This is a genomic window from Alteromonas sp. I10 (genome assembly GCF_003201515.1).
Taxonomy (GTDB): domain Bacteria; phylum Pseudomonadota; class Gammaproteobacteria; order Enterobacterales; family Alteromonadaceae; genus Alteromonas; species Alteromonas macleodii.
Genome location: NZ_QJJN01000002.1, coordinates 253,566 through 269,593, shown reverse-complemented (window position 1 = coordinate 269,593; position 16,028 = coordinate 253,566). Strand labels below are relative to the sequence as shown.

Sequence of the window (16,028 nt, the reverse complement as noted above, 5' to 3'; positions counted from 1 at the left end):
ATGCCATCAGTTTCCTCAGCCTATATCCAAAGTACGGTGAGCTATTTAGTTAGCTTAGGCGTTAATGCCGACAATGTTTCGTTAACTACCCAAAAGCATGACTCACTGTCTGGCTCTTCACGTGTTGATATGGATGTATACGTTGAGCTGTTAAACCAAGGGGTCGCATTAACCAACAATTCGCTATTTGGTTTTGAGTTGGGTAAACATATTCAGGCGAAAGATTACGGAGTACTGGGTTACCTTGTTGAAAGTTGCGAAAACTTGGCTCAAGCCATTAATGCGCTAACCCGCTTTGACGCTTTAGTCGCTGATATTGGCACCACTAGCGTGTTTTTCGAACCTGACAATACCCGCGTTGAGTGGGTACCCAAAAGCGCCGATTGCAAGCAGATGGTATTGCGCAACACCACAGCCTGGGTAGCAACCGTCTACAAGATATTAGGTTCTGCCTGTAAACTGAATGCCGTCACCTTTACGTTTCCTTTGAGCGATTCGGAAAAAGCCATGCTAGCGATGTGGTTCAATTGTGAGGTGGTTGATAACGCCAACACCAACGCCATTATTTTTCCTCAGCACCTTTTACATATTCCATTTACCAGCGAGAATACGGCGATGTTTAGTGCGCTCGTAAAAGTATCCGAAGAAGAACTAATGGCGAGCAAAGGCGGCGACCGTGTTCAATTTGCCAATAGCCAGTTCTACGCCAATCAGCATGAAGACATAAGTCATAGAGTCGTTGCGCTTTTAAAAGCCAATCCAACACTCAAAGGCTGCGATCAGCAACGTGTAGCCAATGCACTATTTATCAGCCCCCGTACTCTACAGCGAAAATTGAAGCAAAGTGGCACCAGCTTTCAACAAATTCTCAATAATGAGCGCAAAGCTCGCTTAAACGAATTACTGAAACATCACTCCATCGCTGATACCGCAGATTTATTGGGGTTTCAGGAACAATCATCATTTACCCACGCATTTAAGAAATGGTACTCAACAACACCACTGAGATACCAAAAACAACTTTTAGCGCATTAAAGCTAGTGTCCACTTCCTCATCGACGAACTATTAAGTCGCGTTGAAAAACAACCGATAAAAAGCAACCGCTCTAGGTTTAGTCTTTTAGTATGAAATGGTAATGTTTAGCTATCGCAATGGTGAATATTAAACTAATGTGACGTAGTAAGCGGAGGTATTAGCAAGTGTCCAGCAACGCTAACTCACAGGAGATGCGCTATGATCGACCGTCCAGTTACATTGCCAACGCCATTAAACGTACTCGTGTCGAAGTCACTAAGCTTATGTGAGCTTATGTTACCCGTATGCGATGTGTTTTACCCCTTTGCGGCCATCTATGAAAACGGCCGAGTAGGTTGTATTTTCAACGACGAAACACAAGGTAAGAAGCGAGAGTCACAGCTTATCGAGCAGCTTCAGTGGCGAATTATCGATACCACCACCGACACAAACAGCTACAGCGTATTGGTTTATGCTGCGGCAGTTAATACCCAAGACAGTAAAACCCTCGACGCCATTGCCATAGCCACTGCTACACCAAATCATGAAGAGCGTTTGATTCTTTACCCTTATTACAAAGTTGATGATAAGGTAGTCATATCGCCACCAATTGATACGGTTACCCGCTGAAATTCGAGCGACTTTATATTTTAAACCGAGCAGAATTGCAGACACGTTATTAATTTTAAAAACGTGTCTGCTTTCGTATCAGCTCAAACTTCTGTTGAACGACGTAACTCGGCGTAGACCATAAACGGTCGATAATGAGGCCTTGGAAAGGTAGGCCGCTAGTAGGTGTGCAATACCTTTTACATTCGTTGTTACGATTAAAATTTTTTGTACTGTCATGGGCTGTCTTTGCTTGCCAAATCCCATTGGTCTGCTAGCATTCAGCCCAAAATTCATTAGCAAAATTAGGGATTAGTTATTATGTCTCGCGTTTTAATTATTGGTGCTGGCGGTGTTGCGTCGGTAACTGTGAAAAAATGTGCACGTTTACCGCAACATTTCGACGAAATTTACTTAGCAAGCCGCACGGTATCTAAGTGTGAAGCGCTACAGCAAGAAGTAGGTGCAGATCGCGTTAAGGGTGTTTTCGCTGTTGATGCCGACAACGCAAAAGAAGTGGAAGCACTTATCAACGAAGTAAAGCCAGACCTAGTAATCAACCTTGCGTTGCCATATCAAGACCTTCCAATCATGGATGCATGTCTTGCAACTAATACTGATTACCTAGACACCGCCAATTACGAGCCTAAAGACGAAGCGAAGTTTGAATACTCGTGGCAGTGGGCTTACCAAGACAAGTTTAAAGACGCGGGCATTATGGCCCTTCTTGGCAGTGGCTTTGATCCAGGTGTAACTAACGTTTACACAGCATATGCAGCTAAGCATTACTTCGACGAAATCCACTATCTTGATATCGTAGACTGTAATGGCGGCGATCACGGTCAGGCTTTTGCGACTAACTTCAACCCTGAAATCAACATTCGTGAGATTACCCAACGCGGTCGCTATTGGGAAAACGGCGAGTGGAAAGAAACCGATCCGTTAAGCGTACGTGAAGATCTGGACTATCAAAACATTGGTGTTCGCGCATCTTACCTGATGTTTCACGAAGAGCTAGAGTCTATTGTTAAGCACTTCCCTACCCTTAAGCGTGCACGCTTCTGGATGACCTTTGGCGATGCTTACCTTAACCACCTGCGTGTACTTGAAGGTATTGGTATGACTAGCATTGAGCCAGTTGAATTCCAAGGCCAGAAGATTGTACCACTAGAGTTCTTGAAAGCAGTACTTCCTAACCCAGGCTCACTTGCTGAAGGTTATAGCGGTATGACGTGCATTGGCACTTACATCACAGGTATTAAAGATGGCAAAGAAAAAACTATCTTTATCTATAACAACTGTGACCACGCGAAATGTAACGAAGAGGTAGGCGCGCAAGCAGTATCTTACACCACAGGTGTTCCTGCGATGATTGGCGCAGCGCTTATGCTTAACGGCACATGGAAAGAAGCAGGTGTATGGAACATGGAACAATTCGATCCAGACCCATTCATGGATATGCTTAACGAGCATGGTCTGCCATGGCACGTACTCGAATGTGAAGGTAGCCCTTTCACTAAATAATTGAAACATCAGGGCGCTTAATTCAAGCGCCCTTTTTTATTAACGCCACTATTTAAATCTAGATCAGATTACTGGAATGTAGGATACAGAGTAGTTTTGAGCTACGACTTGTAATGTAATACATTAGGCGTTTGATAAATGTTGAAAGCCGTTTTATTTTTTGGAGCTTTATCCCATTGACCGATTTAACTCAACGTACTGATATTCCCTCTCCTTGCTACGTGCTGGAAGAAGCAAAATTAATTAAAAACCTTGAGCTGATGAAACGGGTTCAAGACGAATCTGGCGCGCGTATTATCTTGGCGCTTAAAGGCTTTTCTATGTGGTCTTGCTTCGACATCATCAAACAGTACTTACACGGAGCAACGGCCAGTTCGGTTTGGGAAGCGAAACTTGCTGCAGAGATGGGTAAAGAAGTTCACGCATATTCTCCTGCGTACAAGGTTAATGACGCAAAGGAATTGGCGGGTCTTGTTAATCACCTGTCTTTTAATAGTTTGACCCAGTGGAACGCGCATAAAGACGTGCTAGCAGGCGTGTCGTTAGGCCTTCGCATAAACCCTGAGCATCAAGAAGCAGATACGCCACTGTACGACCCAGCTGCACCAGGTTCTCGCTTAGGCATACGTGCTAGTGAGCTAGAAGGCGCAGACTTATCGGGTATTGAAGGATTTCACTGCCACAACCTTTGTGAGTGTGATTCTTTTGCTACTGCACGCACCCTTGAAGCCATTGAAAAGCGTTTTGGCAAATGGCTTGGTCAATTAAAGTGGTTAAACCTAGGTGGCGGACACCTGATGACCCGTGAAGGGTATGATGTTGAGCACCTCATCAACACACTAAAAGACTTTAAAGCCCGTTACCCACATCTAGACGTAATTCTTGAGCCAGGGTCTGCGGTAGCATGGCAGACAGGGCCATTAATTTGCGAAGTGGTTGATATGGTAGAAAACGACGGAGATATCGCTATTCTAGACATTTCAGCTACTGCACATATGCCAGATGTACTGGAAATGCCTTATCGCCCTACAATTTTGGGCGCGGGTATGCCTAATGAAAAAGCATATAATGTGAAGCTAGGCGGTAACTCGTGTCTTGCCGGTGACGTTATTGATACCTATTCGTTTGATGCGCCACTTAAAGCAGGCGATCGTTTACAGTTTGAAGACATGATGCATTACACCATGGTAAAAACCACGTTCTTCAACGGTGTAGAACATCCTGCTATCGGTATTTTGCGCTCTAACGGCGACTTTGAACTGGTTCGCGAATTCAGCTACGAAGACTTCAAAGGTCGTTTGTCTTAAATCTGAGACGCGAAATTTATTAGCGATTCACTATGAAAAAAGCCCGTGACATTGACGTCACGGGCTTTTTCTTTAGGTTAGTAAATGCTAATTATTTACTAGAGTTCGATTGCTCTAGCGCCCACAGGCCTGCATATTTATTAAACTGATATTGCGCGAACAAAACCGCGAACAGTAACCCTCTGCTGCCATCCAATATGCCTAATCGGAATATATAAATTTGGATAAAGGTGAGCATTGAACGTAAAAGCGCTAATGGAATTCCGTGGCTCTTTTTACCTGCTTTAAACTTTTTAGTCGCCATTAGGCACGTGTAATCGCGATTTTTACGTAGCAAGTGTTCAAAATCGCGCACTGAGTAATGTTTTAGATAGCCACCTTTCAAACAAATTGCCTCACCTTGATGTACTACTTTTTCATGGACAATATCTTTGGTGAAATGTGACGCATCTCTTTTAAAAAGCCTTGTAGGTGCCCTGCCAGTCCTTCCAAATCTGGTAACTTTTCCAAGGAAAATATTGCGCCAACGCAATTTGTAAGCGTTATGAGTGGGCTCGGATATGAGTAGTTTTGAGATAGTGGACGTTAGCTGCTCGTCCACTTCTTCATCTGCGTCGAGAGATAACACCCAATCGCACGTTGCTTTATCCAGAGCACGTTGCTTTTGAACACCGAAACCCTGCCAATCAGTAACAAACACTTTGTCTGTAAATTGGTGAACAATTTCTACCGTTTTATCTGTGCTACCACTATCAAGAACAACAATCTCATCTGCTATTTTTTCGATAGACTTCAAACAACGGGCTATGCGGTCTTCTTCGTTTTTGGTAATAACAATAACAGAAAGGGTTTGGCGCATACTTCAATCCTAAAGAGAGCTTCTAAAACAGGCGAGTATACAATAAAAGCGTGCAGAATAATCGCTAAACACTGTTCTAGAGACTATACAACCCCACTTCCCGACGCCGCCTCAGATTTGTCGATCTCACCTTCAGCCAGCACTTCGTCATCTAACTCAATTTTAAATGACGTTCCTGCTTTTCCATGCAGGCTATAACGAAAGCCGTACATTTCGCCTTCATTAAGAGAAACTTCCGCAAAGGTATTAGGGTGGATTAAGTCGTAAACACCTGAGTCGTTAGCTTGAGAAAATATATCAACTAACCATTTTCCTTCTGACATGGTGATTTTGAGTGTTTTTGTCATATGAGCCTCCATAAACCTCAGTCCTTTTTGAACTGGGCAGTTGACGTGAATTACACTCCTTTGTATTTATTCCAAGGCCCTTAAGATCAACAACGTGTTTACGCTTTTGCGTCTAGACCAGCTTGATAAAGCGCATTCTTTTTCAAGTCATAGTGAGTGGCGACCACCGCCGCGGCCTTTTTAAGCGGCATGTGCTCACACAATACACTTAGCAACGACATTGCCTCACTGGGTATCGCCTGGTCACTTACCTTCGCGGGGCCAATCATGACGACGAATTCGCCTTTCTGGTGCGCAACATCCGCATTGAGATAATCAATTACATCTTGCGCACTGCCACTCACGTAGGTTTCGAAGGTTTTGGATAGCTCTTTTGCTACCACAATCTGACGTTCGCCTAGAACGCGCTGTATATCAGTAACGGTGTCTAAAATTCGACGTGGCGCTTCATAGTAAACTGTGGTGAACGTTCTATCTATTAGCGCTGACAACACGCTTTCACGTGCCTGCACTTTAACCGGTAAGAATCCTTCAAATATAAACTTGTCTGTTGGCAGTCCCGACGCGCTTAATGCTGTAATTGCAGCACATGGGCCCGGCAGAGCGCTAACCGGAATACCTTGCTCACGGCACTTGCGTACCAAAACAAAGCCCGGGTCGCTGATTAACGGCGTTCCAGCATCACTTATTAATGCTACCGACTCGCCGCCCTTTAAACGCTCACAAAGCATTGCTGTGCGCTTATCTTCGTTATGCTCGTGCAGAGAAAGAGTTTTCGTTCCAATGCTAAAGTGCTGTAAGAGTCGAGCGCTGTGACGGGTGTCCTCGGCAGCGATCCAGCTTACTTCACTTAACACGCGTATTGCTCTGGCACTTATGTCGTCTAAATTACCAATAGGTGTGGGAACAATATATAAGGTGGCGGTGTCTGTCATAACAGTGATTAAGTCTTACGTTAATATTGAAGAATATGCGATAAGTGTATCACGCCATTAGTCCAGATTATGCTGGCAAGCGTAGATTTTCACACTGGTTAAGATAAACTTGGCCTATAACGATGTAAAAGGAATGAAACTGTGCGTCATATTGGACAAGCTGGAAAAATCTTTACGCTATCAGCCATTGCTTCGGTATTGGTGTTATCGGGTTGTGGAAGTACCCCTAAAACTCAGTCAAAGCCTGTGGTAGTGAAACCGAACCCAATTGAAACCACACAGGTTGAAGAGAACGTCACTCCAGAGCACAAACTCGTAGAAGCTAGAAAAGTGTGGGAGCGCACCCGCAATAAAGAGCAGCGCGACAAGCTATTACTGCAAGCAGCTGGTCTCTACCTTCAAAACAACCAGCCTGTATTAGCTCAGCAGGTTCTGTATGAAGTAAAAGAAGATGGGGTAACGGGAGCAAATCAATCCTATTATTCCCTTTTAGTTACTAAAGCTTATGCGGGAATGCCTGATGCGCCGGCAGAAGAGCTGCTAGCAATGTTAGATAGTGTGAACGCAACGGGTGAAGCGGCATTTCAAAAAGCAGAACTGCAAACTCAGTTATACACGCAACAAGGCAACTTTGCCGCCGCAGCAAATAGCGTATTGAAAACCAATTTAACTGACGATGAAAAAGTTCAGCAGGTTTGGGAGTGGATTACCTCCATACCCACTTCCTCACTTGATTCAGTGGGCAGTGCTTATCCCGATCTGTCTCCTTTCATTACTCTTCGCGAACTAACCGAAGAAAACGCGTCGTCACCAGAAAAATTAGCCAAAAGCCTGCAGCAATTTAAGCAGGTTTATCGCGGTCATGTATTAGAAAACGCTTTGCCTGAAAACGTAATTGAAGCAACCCAGCTTACCGATGCTGGCGCCAACGATATTGCGGTTTTACTACCACTTTCTGGCAGGTTAGCTCGCACAGGACAAGTCGTTAAAAATGGCATCATGGCGGCTTATTACACCGATGTTGAAAAGCGCCAAGATGAACACCTTCTACCTCGTCTTCGTTTTATCGACACCAACGAAGTAGATACACAGCATTTACTCAGCGAAATTGGCGATACCAAGTTCATCATTGGCCCTCTTTTAAAAGACACTGTTGAGCGTTTAATTCCCAGTTTGCCGCTTGGTGTGAACGTACTTGCATTAAACAGGCCTGACGAATTGCCAGACAATGCGTCTGCTAAAGGGTTGGCAACAGGATCATCTAATCCGGCGATAGCCGATGATGCTCTTGCCTCTGGTACAGGTCTCGCAGGTGATGACACACAAAATGAACTCCACTCATTAGGCTTGCCTACCTCGCTGAATTATTACGGGCTAGCACCAGAAGATGAAGCAAAGCAGCTTGCTGAATTTATCTTTAATAAAGGATATCGTGCGCCTATCGTTATTGCCGCACAAAGCAGTCTGTACCAGCGAATGGACGACACCTTTAAAAAGCACTGGCGAATACTCAACAATCAGGAAAACAAGCAGCGCGCCAACATAACGTCGGTATCGTTTAACGACAGTAATTCACTTCGAGAGGGAATTACACAGGCGCTAGATGTGGCGCAAAGCAACGAACGTATCAATCAAATTGAGTACATGACAAATGATGAAGTGTACAACATGCCTCGCAGTAGGCGTGATATTGATGCCATTGTTGCATTTGCCTCACCTCAAGACACAGAACTGCTTAACCCCATTATCGAAGCGAGCTTAAACCCATACAATGGCAAACAAGTCCCCGTGTATGCCACCTCTCGTTCAATGGATTACGACAGCGGGAAAAACCAATGGCGTGACCTGCAGAATGTACACTTTATCGACATGCCTTGGTTAATGCCTTCACATAGTTGGCAACCTCTTCAGCAGGAGGTTGAACAGGCTTGGCAAAATCAAAATACTATGCAAAGACGTTTATTTGCGTTCGGTTTTGATGCCTATCAGTTGTTGCCTCAGCTAGGCATGCTTAACACGCTGAAATATCTTTCACACGAAGGGTTAACGGGTACACTTTCCCTTAATCAACAAGGTGAAGTAATACGCAAACAGCCTCAGGCAATTATTCGTAACGAAAAAGTTCAAATGCTTTCGGAGTAAAATTATGTCAACACTGCAAGGGAGTGCAGCAGAAGACAAGGCCTGTAAATATCTGATGGAACAAGGCCTTACTCTTCGATGTCGAAATTACCACACTCGGCGTGGCGAGCTCGACATTGTAATGCAAGACGGCAGCACCATAGTGTGCGTTGAAGTTAAATACCGAAGACGAAATCAGTTTGGCAGTGCTCTAGAGTTTGTGACTGCCAAAAAGCTCCAGCGAATTCAGGCTGCGTTTGATTTCTATTTGTTAGATAATGGCTTAAATCCAGCGTCTACTTCTCTGCGAATAGACGTTGTTGCCATAGACGGAGACAACCTTCAGTGGTTGAAGAACGTGGGCTAAAGACTGACAATATCCAGCTTTTAAACTGATGTTCCCTAAAGAGGACTAGAAGCGTACGCCAACGATGAGCGCGGCCGATATTGATAAAAATGTCTTTATGTCAGAAGTATTCCGTTTGTTTTATCTTATGATTTGCAACCCTTCATCGGTTTGATGATAGTTTCTTAGGTTCCCACAAATAATGAGTCATCCCAACAACAAGGTTTCGTCCAGCAGCGTTGATAACCAAGAAATAGAGCTAATAGTCGGCAACTCCAGCTCTAATTTTTCTGGCGTAACGTCTACGATGCTGCAAGTAACATCGCTACAGAAGCATATGATTAATTTGCGGATAATGGGCAAGCATTTTGTTCCAGACCCATCAATGACTATTACTTTTTGGGAGGTCGCCAAAATGTGTCGACGCCCGCTTAGTAATGGTAAGTGGCGAATTTTTCATGCGCGTCGCGTTGACGAGATGATTCAGGGTGTGATCCTCAAATACGTGTTTCGCGCCAAGATAAAGCTTGTATTTAGCTCTGCCGCTCAGCGAAAGCGTTCGGCTTCTACGGTGTGGTTAAGCAATAAAATGGATGCGGTTATTGCAATGAGTAATCGCTCTGCAAAATATCTAAATAAGCCCCCCGCCAAGATAAATCTACACGGTGTGCAAATAGACAACTACACGCCAGCAGAAAACAAGCAAGAAGCATGGCAAGCATTAGGCTACGGCGGCAAGTACGGCATTGGTATTCTGGGCAGAGTTAGAGAGCAAAAAGGCGTTCATCTATTTGTTGAAGCGTGTATCAAAGTATTGCCCAAATACCCTGACGTGAACGCAGTAGTTGTAGGTGCCATATCCTCGAGTAACCAAGAATTTGTAAACGAGCTTAAAGAAAAAATTTCTAAAGCCGGGTTAACTGACCGAATTGTTTTCACCGGTGAATTGCCGTTTGAGCAAATTCCTAGAATCTTCAGTGCACTGTCATTAGTAAGTGCACTTAGCTATAACGAAGGGTTTGGACTAACTGTACCTGAAGCCATGAGTGCGGGAGCTGCGGTATTAGCTACTCAGGCGGGCGCATGGGAAGACATCATTAGGCCAGGCGTTGATGGGTATATTGTACCTACCAAAGATCAGCAAGCTGTCACAGAAAAGATGGATTTGCTGCTTTCGGATATGGACAAACTTGCAGAAATGGGCAAAGCCGGGCGCGAACACGTTGTGAAAAATTTTAAAGTTGAAGATGAAGCAAGAAACTTGGTTGAGTTTTTTCGCACGCTTCAATAGAAAATGCGGGTTGATTATCGCGAGCGATAAACGTTAGGCCTTTTTCTCTCGCGCTGAGGCCACAGTTTAAACCTCTGACTTTCAGATACTGGCCATTACAAAAATCAAGGCGCTGTAATGCAGCGCAAAAAATTTCACTAAATGGTCTGCCATTTGGTGAAAACAAAGAGATGACACATGATTGAACAGATAAAAGCGAATTTTACCGAGAGCATACAAACCAAAATAGCGGCATCGGAAATATTGCCAGAGCATATTGAGAAAGCGGCGTACATGATCGTTGAAGCCTTAATTAGAGGTAATAAAGTACTGAGCTGTGGTAATGGCGGGTCTGCAGGTGATGCGCAACATTTTGCTTCCAACATGCTCAATCGCTACGAGCGCGACCGTCCCAGCTTACCGGCAATCGCATTAAGCACAGACACCTCAACCCTGACGTCTATTGCGAATGACTATAACTTCGAAGAAATATTTGCGAAGCAAGTACGGGCGCTCGGCCAACCCGGAGATATACTGTTGGCTATTTCAACCAGCGGTAACTCTCGTAACGTCATAGCAGCGATGGAAGCGGCATTATCTCGCGATATGACCATTGTCGCGCTTACTGGCAAAGACGGCGGTGAAATGGCGGGCTTTTTAAGTGAACATGATGTAGAAATTCGCGTACCGTCAAACCGCACTTCGCGTATTCAAGAAGTTCATTTACTGGTAATTCACAATTTATGTGAATGCATTGACGACAGCTTATTCCCTGCCGATCACGGCGACGAGTAGTAGATAACGAGGACACAAGTGAAAAATTTGGGACTACTGGGTTCTTTATTAGCCCTAATTCTTACATTACAAGGGTGTGTAGTGGCCGTTGGAGCTGCAGGCGCTATGGCTGCGAAAGTGGCTAATGACAGACGTACTGTGGGCACGCAGCTTGATGACCAAAATGCCGATGCTGCGGTGTCGTATCAATGGTCGAAAAGCGATGCGCTTAAAGAGCAAGCTAACCTTCAAGTGGATGTTTATAACGGTGTAGCGTTGCTAACCGGGCAAGCGCCAAACCAAGGCTTAGTTGACGAAGCTGTGCGCCGCGCCCAAGAAGTAAGCTATATCAAAAAAATTCACAACCAAATTAGAATTGGCGAGGCGATAGGTGCAGGCACACAAGCCAACGACCTGTGGTTAGCGTCAAAAGTGCGTACTAAAATTGTGGCAGACGAACGAGTGCCTGCTCTACAAGTTAAGGTAGTGGTTCAAGATTCAGAAGTATTCCTGATGGGTCGGTTAACCAATTTAGAAGCCACAGCCGCTGTAGATATTGCTCGCAATATTACGGGTGTCGCGCGCGTAGTTAGAGCCTTTGAAATTGTTCAATAGAGAGTTCGCCACTGCCCTTTTGGTTGCAGGGGCACTCTTTATGGAAATTTTAGACGCCACGGTTATCACCACGGCGTTACCTGTCATTGCTGCCGACTTCAATGTGCCGGCAGCCCACCTATCTATTGGTGTATCGGCATACTTGGTAGCCGTAACACTCTTTATTCCATTAAGTGGTTACGCCGCCGATAAATTTGGCGCTCGCACTATATTCGTAGCAGCGATTGCCGTATTCACTTTTGCCTCGGTGCTTTGTGGTCTGAGTACCAGCTTATTCGAATTTACCTTGTCTCGCATTCTTCAAGGTTTAGGCGGGGCAATGATGGTTCCCGTGGGAAGATTAGTGGTTCTGCGGGACTTGCCAAAGGAAAAGCTGGTAAAAACCGTGGCCATTATAACTTGGCCTGCGTTAAGCGCACCGCTACTAGGCCCTGTGCTAGGCGGTTACATCGCCACTCATTTCAGTTGGCAGTGGATTTTTTATATGAATATTCCACTGGGCATAATCGCTATCATCGCGTCACTGTATCTCCTTAAAAACATTAAAGGCAATGTAGGTAAATTCGATATTAAAGGCTTTTTGCTCACCGGTATCGGCTTTGCGCTGTTTATGGCGGGGATCGAGTTTTTAGCGAGTACCAGCGACAAGCTTATTCGACCACTTGGCATCATCGCTATTGGCTTAGTACTCATGGTATTGGCAGTCAAACACGTAAAAACGGCCAAGAATCCACTATTTTCTTTCGATGCGATGCAACACAAAACCTTCCGGCTTACTGTGTTTGGCGGCTCTGTTATGCGTGTCGCACTTGGCAGTGCACCGTTTCTTGTGCCACTCATGCTCCAACTTGGATTAGGTTACTCACCTGTAGAAGCCGGCTCACTGTTGCTGTGGCTGTTTGCTGGAAACTTAGCGATAAAGCCAGCGACAACGTGGATCATGAATACCTTCGGCTTCAAACGCGTGCTTGTAGTAAACGGCGTGCTCATCGCCCTTGGTTTTGTGGCGCTGGCGATGATAAATCACTCCACATCGTCATTTACTATTGCCGCTATTTTATTTGTTAACGGCATTACTCGCTCAATGCACTTAACGTTAATAAACACCATTGCTTTTGCCGACGTCCCCACCAATAAAATGCGAGACGCAAACACGCTAGGCGCCATTTTAATGCAAATGAACCGCGGTCTTGGCATTACCCTTTCTGCGCTTGCTATCGCTGCTGCAGCATTCATTCTTGGACAAAGCGCCAATATGCCAAACCTACAAACGTTTACGCTATCTATGATGTTTATGGCCGCAGTAGCACTTGTCAGCATTTACGATAGCTTAATGCTGTCTAAGGAAGATGGCGATTCAGTGTTAAACAAACGAAAAGCGAAAAAAGCACGACAGACTTAGTTCATAGGCTTCATTAAGTGAACTGATGACAATTGTCATAGGCGATTGGTGACGTTTGTGACTAACGCAATCTGAGGTACCTCGGCATACTTTACCTATAGACATTACAACATCAGGTAAAGCTCATGGAACAAGTATCTCACGCTTCATCAATAACTCCCGTTCAGAATGCTTCCATCCCATTGGAACAGCAGCGCGAAGATTTTAAAAAGAACCGATTCATTGCCATGCCGCTGGCAGGCACTGTTGTTTGGGCTCTGCTTGGTATCAGCGCTCCTTTTGTATCTGAATTAACCATAACCTGGTTGCTGTATATCGGCACAGGTGCCATCTTCTACCTCGGTGCAGGTCTTTCCTACCTCACCGGCGAGCGATTTTTTGCCAAGAAGGCGGCAAAGAACAGTTTTGATCGTCTTTTCTTCGTTGGCATGATCATGAGCCTAATGGTATTTGCCATTGCGCTTCCCGTTGCAGCCATCGACCACACCACCGTCCCTTTGAGTATTGGCATTCTCGCAGGCCTGATGTGGATGCCTTTATCATGGGCTATCGAACACTGGATAGGCTACTTTCACACGCTAACCAGAACCTTCGGCATTGTCGCCGCCTGGTACTTGTTTCCCGATGCAAGGATAGAGGCAATATCGGCTGTGATTGTCGCTGTCTACATTGTGTCATTAATCACCCTTGAACGTCGTTTTCAATCAATCAAATCTAACTAATTTCACTTTAATTAAGAAGGAATGCACTATGACTTATTTACTTTTAGCAGTTGCAGTTATCACCGAAGTTACCGCTACCATGCTGCTTAAAATGTCGAACGGATGGGAGAAATGGGCTTTTGGGTACGGCGCTATCTTTTTCTACGCGATATCTGGAATGCTGTTTGCCATGGTCTTAAAGAATATGGGAATTGGGGTCGCCTACGCCATTTGGTCGGGTATGGGAATCGCACTTATCACTGCTGCTTCGGTGATATTTTGGAAACAAACTTTCGACATTTATGCCGTGCTGGGTATTATGTTGATTATCTCTGGTACGCTGCTAATTACTAGCAAGTCTGCCGTTGTATTTCAGTAGGGACGAAGTACTCACAATGCTCAGCAATAAAAGCATACAAGATAGTAACAGCGCGGTGCCTGCCGTCAAAAACGAGAGCGCCGCGCCTGACATGCCCCTTTTGGCAAGTGGACGGAAAAAGCGCTGGTCTCACGGAAGCTTGTTTTTTTCACTGTTCTTTTTTGTTCCGCTTATTATTTCCCGTCCTCTTCCCATCGAAACATGGGTGCTTCAAACCCTGGGATACCTTAGCTTTGTCATTCTTTACATTAAAGCCATAAATCAGCCTGTTAAAACACTGCCCACTTATATGCTACTCATGTTTCTACTTTCGGTAGCATGCAGCTTTCAAAACCCAGGTGGAGCCACAATTATCGGCTTTATTGCTTTTATCGTAGGTTATTACAACTCGCTCAAGACAGGCATAATGAGCATAGGCGTGATGATGCTGGTACTCGTGTCACTGCACATTACCGTATTTAATAACGCACATTTTCTTTTGAGTGCTTCGTTGCTCAACAGCTTAGTGCTATTCGGGTTTGGTGTTATGGAGCGCAAAGAAACGCTCCATAGTCTGAAAGAGAGCCAGCAGGCCGAAGCACTACGAGTATTGTCTGCGATCGCTGAACGTGAGCGAATAGGCAGAGACTTACATGATGTTGCGGGTCACGCACTCAGCTCTATTTCGTTAAAGGCACAACTGGCCGATAAACTTATAAGCAAAGATAAGATTGAAGACGCGCATCGCGAGGTAAAAGCGCTGGCACAGCTTTCTCAGGCGCTACTGAGTGATATTCGTCAAGCAGTGTCAGATATCAAGCAGCTTTCTCTTAGCGATGAAATAGCAAAAGACAAATCACTGTTAGAAGAAAACGGCTTTAATGTTACAACCAATATTGAAGGCGGCGCTGAAGCACATTTAAGCGCTAAACAAGAAAGCCAGCTTGCGCTTATTATCAAAGAGCTGACAACCAATACCTTACGCTATTCAAAGGGTAACGCGGTATCCCTTGGTCTTGAAGTTAATGAGCAAACCGTGAAAATGACCTATAAAGATCATGGCGTAGTTGAGAACACCGCATCAATTAAAGAAGGAAACGGATTAATGGGAATTAGAGAACGCGCGGCGTCTATTCATGCGGATGTGGACATTTCTTTCCTTCCCCACCCTATTGTCAGGGTTCAGCTTACTGCCGAGCAAGCTTTGTCACATAAGGCTTCCCTATGAACTCAAAAGCGCCAACTACTATTTTGATTGTTGAAGATCAGTCGCTGGTTCGCGATGCCATTGCCATGCTTCTGTCATTAGAAGACGACTTAACCATTGTTGAAAAGTGCAGTAATGGAAAGGAAGCCATTGATTATTTAAATGATAACCCTGCACCACACATTATTTTGAGCGATATCGAAATGCCGCTGGTTTCAGGGCTAGATCTAGCCGCCCACATTGCAAAGCAAAATCTCAATACCAAGGTGGTATTAATGACTACCTTTTCTAAACCAGGCTACATAAAGCGTGCATTAAGTTTAGGGGTTAAGGGTTTTATATTGAAAGAGTCTGACAGCGACTACCTGATAGATGCCATTCACAAAGTCTCTGCGGGAGAAAAGGTAATTTCGACTGAGCTCGCCATCATGGCTCTTGACGACAACAATCCACTGTCGCAAAAAGAAATGTCCGCACTAAAACTTGCTTCAGAAGGGCTTAAAACCCAAGGCATTGCTCAATCGCTGTTTTTATCTGAAGGTACGGTAAGAAACTACCTCTCAGAGGCTATTTCAAAGCTCGATGCGACCAACCGCGTAGATGCTGCTCGCATAGCTAAACAAAAAGGTTGGCTCTAA

General features: G+C 44.8%; 17 protein-coding genes. 14 read left to right on the top strand and 3 right to left on the bottom strand.

Features of this window, described 5'->3' with window-relative positions:
* The 4 genes from BZA03_RS05550 (at nucleotide 1) to nspC (ending at nucleotide 4,455) form a co-directional block, all read left to right on the top strand.
* Nucleotides 1-1,035 carry an AraC family transcriptional regulator gene (locus BZA03_RS05550; RefSeq protein ID WP_258364589.1) on the top strand — a complete coding sequence of 345 codons (1,035 nt, stop codon included), beginning with the start codon at nucleotides 1-3 and terminating at the stop codon, nucleotides 1,033-1,035.
* Between the two features lie 199 nt (nucleotides 1,036-1,234).
* Nucleotides 1,235-1,645, top strand: coding sequence for a hypothetical protein (locus tag BZA03_RS05545; protein ID WP_014999348.1), 411 nt, complete (start codon nucleotides 1,235-1,237; stop codon nucleotides 1,643-1,645).
* 300 nt (nucleotides 1,646-1,945) lie between these two features.
* Nucleotides 1,946-3,148 carry a saccharopine dehydrogenase family protein gene (locus tag BZA03_RS05540; protein WP_014950514.1) on the top strand — a complete coding sequence of 401 codons (1,203 nt, stop codon included), beginning with the start codon at nucleotides 1,946-1,948 and terminating at the stop codon, nucleotides 3,146-3,148.
* 176 nt (nucleotides 3,149-3,324) lie between these two features.
* Nucleotides 3,325-4,455: a carboxynorspermidine decarboxylase gene (gene nspC, locus BZA03_RS05535; RefSeq protein WP_014977252.1), complete on the top strand. Its 1,131-nt coding sequence runs from the start codon at nucleotides 3,325-3,327 to the stop codon at nucleotides 4,453-4,455.
* Between the two features lie 91 nt (nucleotides 4,456-4,546).
* Here nspC and BZA03_RS05530 read toward each other — a convergent pair whose 3' ends face one another.
* The 3 genes from BZA03_RS05530 to rsmI form a co-directional block, all read right to left on the bottom strand.
* Nucleotides 4,547-5,314, bottom strand: a complete 768-nt coding sequence (locus tag BZA03_RS05530) for a glycosyltransferase family 2 protein (RefSeq protein ID WP_110288196.1) — start codon at nucleotides 5,312-5,314, stop codon at nucleotides 4,547-4,549.
* An 83-nt stretch (nucleotides 5,315-5,397) separates the two neighbouring features.
* On the bottom strand, nucleotides 5,398-5,661 hold the full coding sequence (locus BZA03_RS05525; RefSeq protein ID WP_014950517.1) for a hypothetical protein: 264 nt from the start codon (nucleotides 5,659-5,661) through the stop codon (nucleotides 5,398-5,400).
* A 98-nt stretch (nucleotides 5,662-5,759) separates the two neighbouring features.
* The gene (rsmI, locus tag BZA03_RS05520; RefSeq protein ID WP_014950518.1) at nucleotides 5,760-6,596 is read right to left on the bottom strand and encodes a 16S rRNA (cytidine(1402)-2'-O)-methyltransferase; all 837 of its coding nucleotides are present in this window, start codon (nucleotides 6,594-6,596) and stop codon (nucleotides 5,760-5,762) included.
* A 141-nt stretch (nucleotides 6,597-6,737) separates the two neighbouring features.
* On the opposite strand from rsmI, the gene BZA03_RS05515 reads away from it, so the two are divergent.
* The 10 genes from BZA03_RS05515 (at nucleotide 6,738) to BZA03_RS05470 (ending at nucleotide 16,028) form a co-directional block, all read left to right on the top strand.
* Nucleotides 6,738-8,738, top strand: coding sequence for a penicillin-binding protein activator (locus BZA03_RS05515; protein WP_110288195.1), 2,001 nt, complete (start codon nucleotides 6,738-6,740; stop codon nucleotides 8,736-8,738).
* A 4-nt stretch (nucleotides 8,739-8,742) separates the two neighbouring features.
* On the top strand, nucleotides 8,743-9,084 hold the full coding sequence (locus BZA03_RS05510; protein WP_014977255.1) for a YraN family protein: 342 nt from the start codon (nucleotides 8,743-8,745) through the stop codon (nucleotides 9,082-9,084).
* 181 nt (nucleotides 9,085-9,265) lie between these two features.
* Nucleotides 9,266-10,354, top strand: coding sequence for a glycosyltransferase family 4 protein (locus BZA03_RS05505; RefSeq protein WP_014977256.1), 1,089 nt, complete (start codon nucleotides 9,266-9,268; stop codon nucleotides 10,352-10,354).
* Nucleotides 10,355-10,531: 177 nt separating this feature from the next.
* Entirely contained in the window at nucleotides 10,532-11,128 is a 597-nt protein-coding gene (locus BZA03_RS05500) for a phosphoheptose isomerase (RefSeq protein ID WP_014950522.1), read from the top strand.
* An 18-nt stretch (nucleotides 11,129-11,146) separates the two neighbouring features.
* Complete coding sequence (locus tag BZA03_RS05495; protein WP_014950523.1) at nucleotides 11,147-11,722, top strand: BON domain-containing protein; 576 nt, start codon at nucleotides 11,147-11,149, stop codon at nucleotides 11,720-11,722.
* A 19-nt stretch (nucleotides 11,723-11,741) separates the two neighbouring features.
* Nucleotides 11,742-13,124: an MFS transporter gene (locus BZA03_RS05490; protein WP_341462756.1), complete on the top strand. Its 1,383-nt coding sequence runs from the start codon at nucleotides 11,742-11,744 to the stop codon at nucleotides 13,122-13,124.
* 125 nt (nucleotides 13,125-13,249) lie between these two features.
* The gene (locus tag BZA03_RS05485; RefSeq protein ID WP_110288193.1) at nucleotides 13,250-13,846 is read left to right on the top strand and encodes a DUF7010 family protein; all 597 of its coding nucleotides are present in this window, start codon (nucleotides 13,250-13,252) and stop codon (nucleotides 13,844-13,846) included.
* A gap of 28 nt (nucleotides 13,847-13,874) precedes the next feature.
* Entirely contained in the window at nucleotides 13,875-14,204 is a 330-nt protein-coding gene (locus BZA03_RS05480) for a multidrug efflux SMR transporter (protein WP_110288192.1), read from the top strand.
* A 16-nt stretch (nucleotides 14,205-14,220) separates the two neighbouring features.
* The gene (locus tag BZA03_RS05475; protein WP_110288191.1) at nucleotides 14,221-15,411 is read left to right on the top strand and encodes a sensor histidine kinase; all 1,191 of its coding nucleotides are present in this window, start codon (nucleotides 14,221-14,223) and stop codon (nucleotides 15,409-15,411) included.
* The gene (locus BZA03_RS05470) at nucleotides 15,408-16,028 is read left to right on the top strand and encodes a DNA-binding response regulator (protein WP_014950528.1); all 621 of its coding nucleotides are present in this window, start codon (nucleotides 15,408-15,410) and stop codon (nucleotides 16,026-16,028) included. The genes BZA03_RS05475 and BZA03_RS05470 overlap by 4 nt, the downstream gene beginning before the upstream one ends.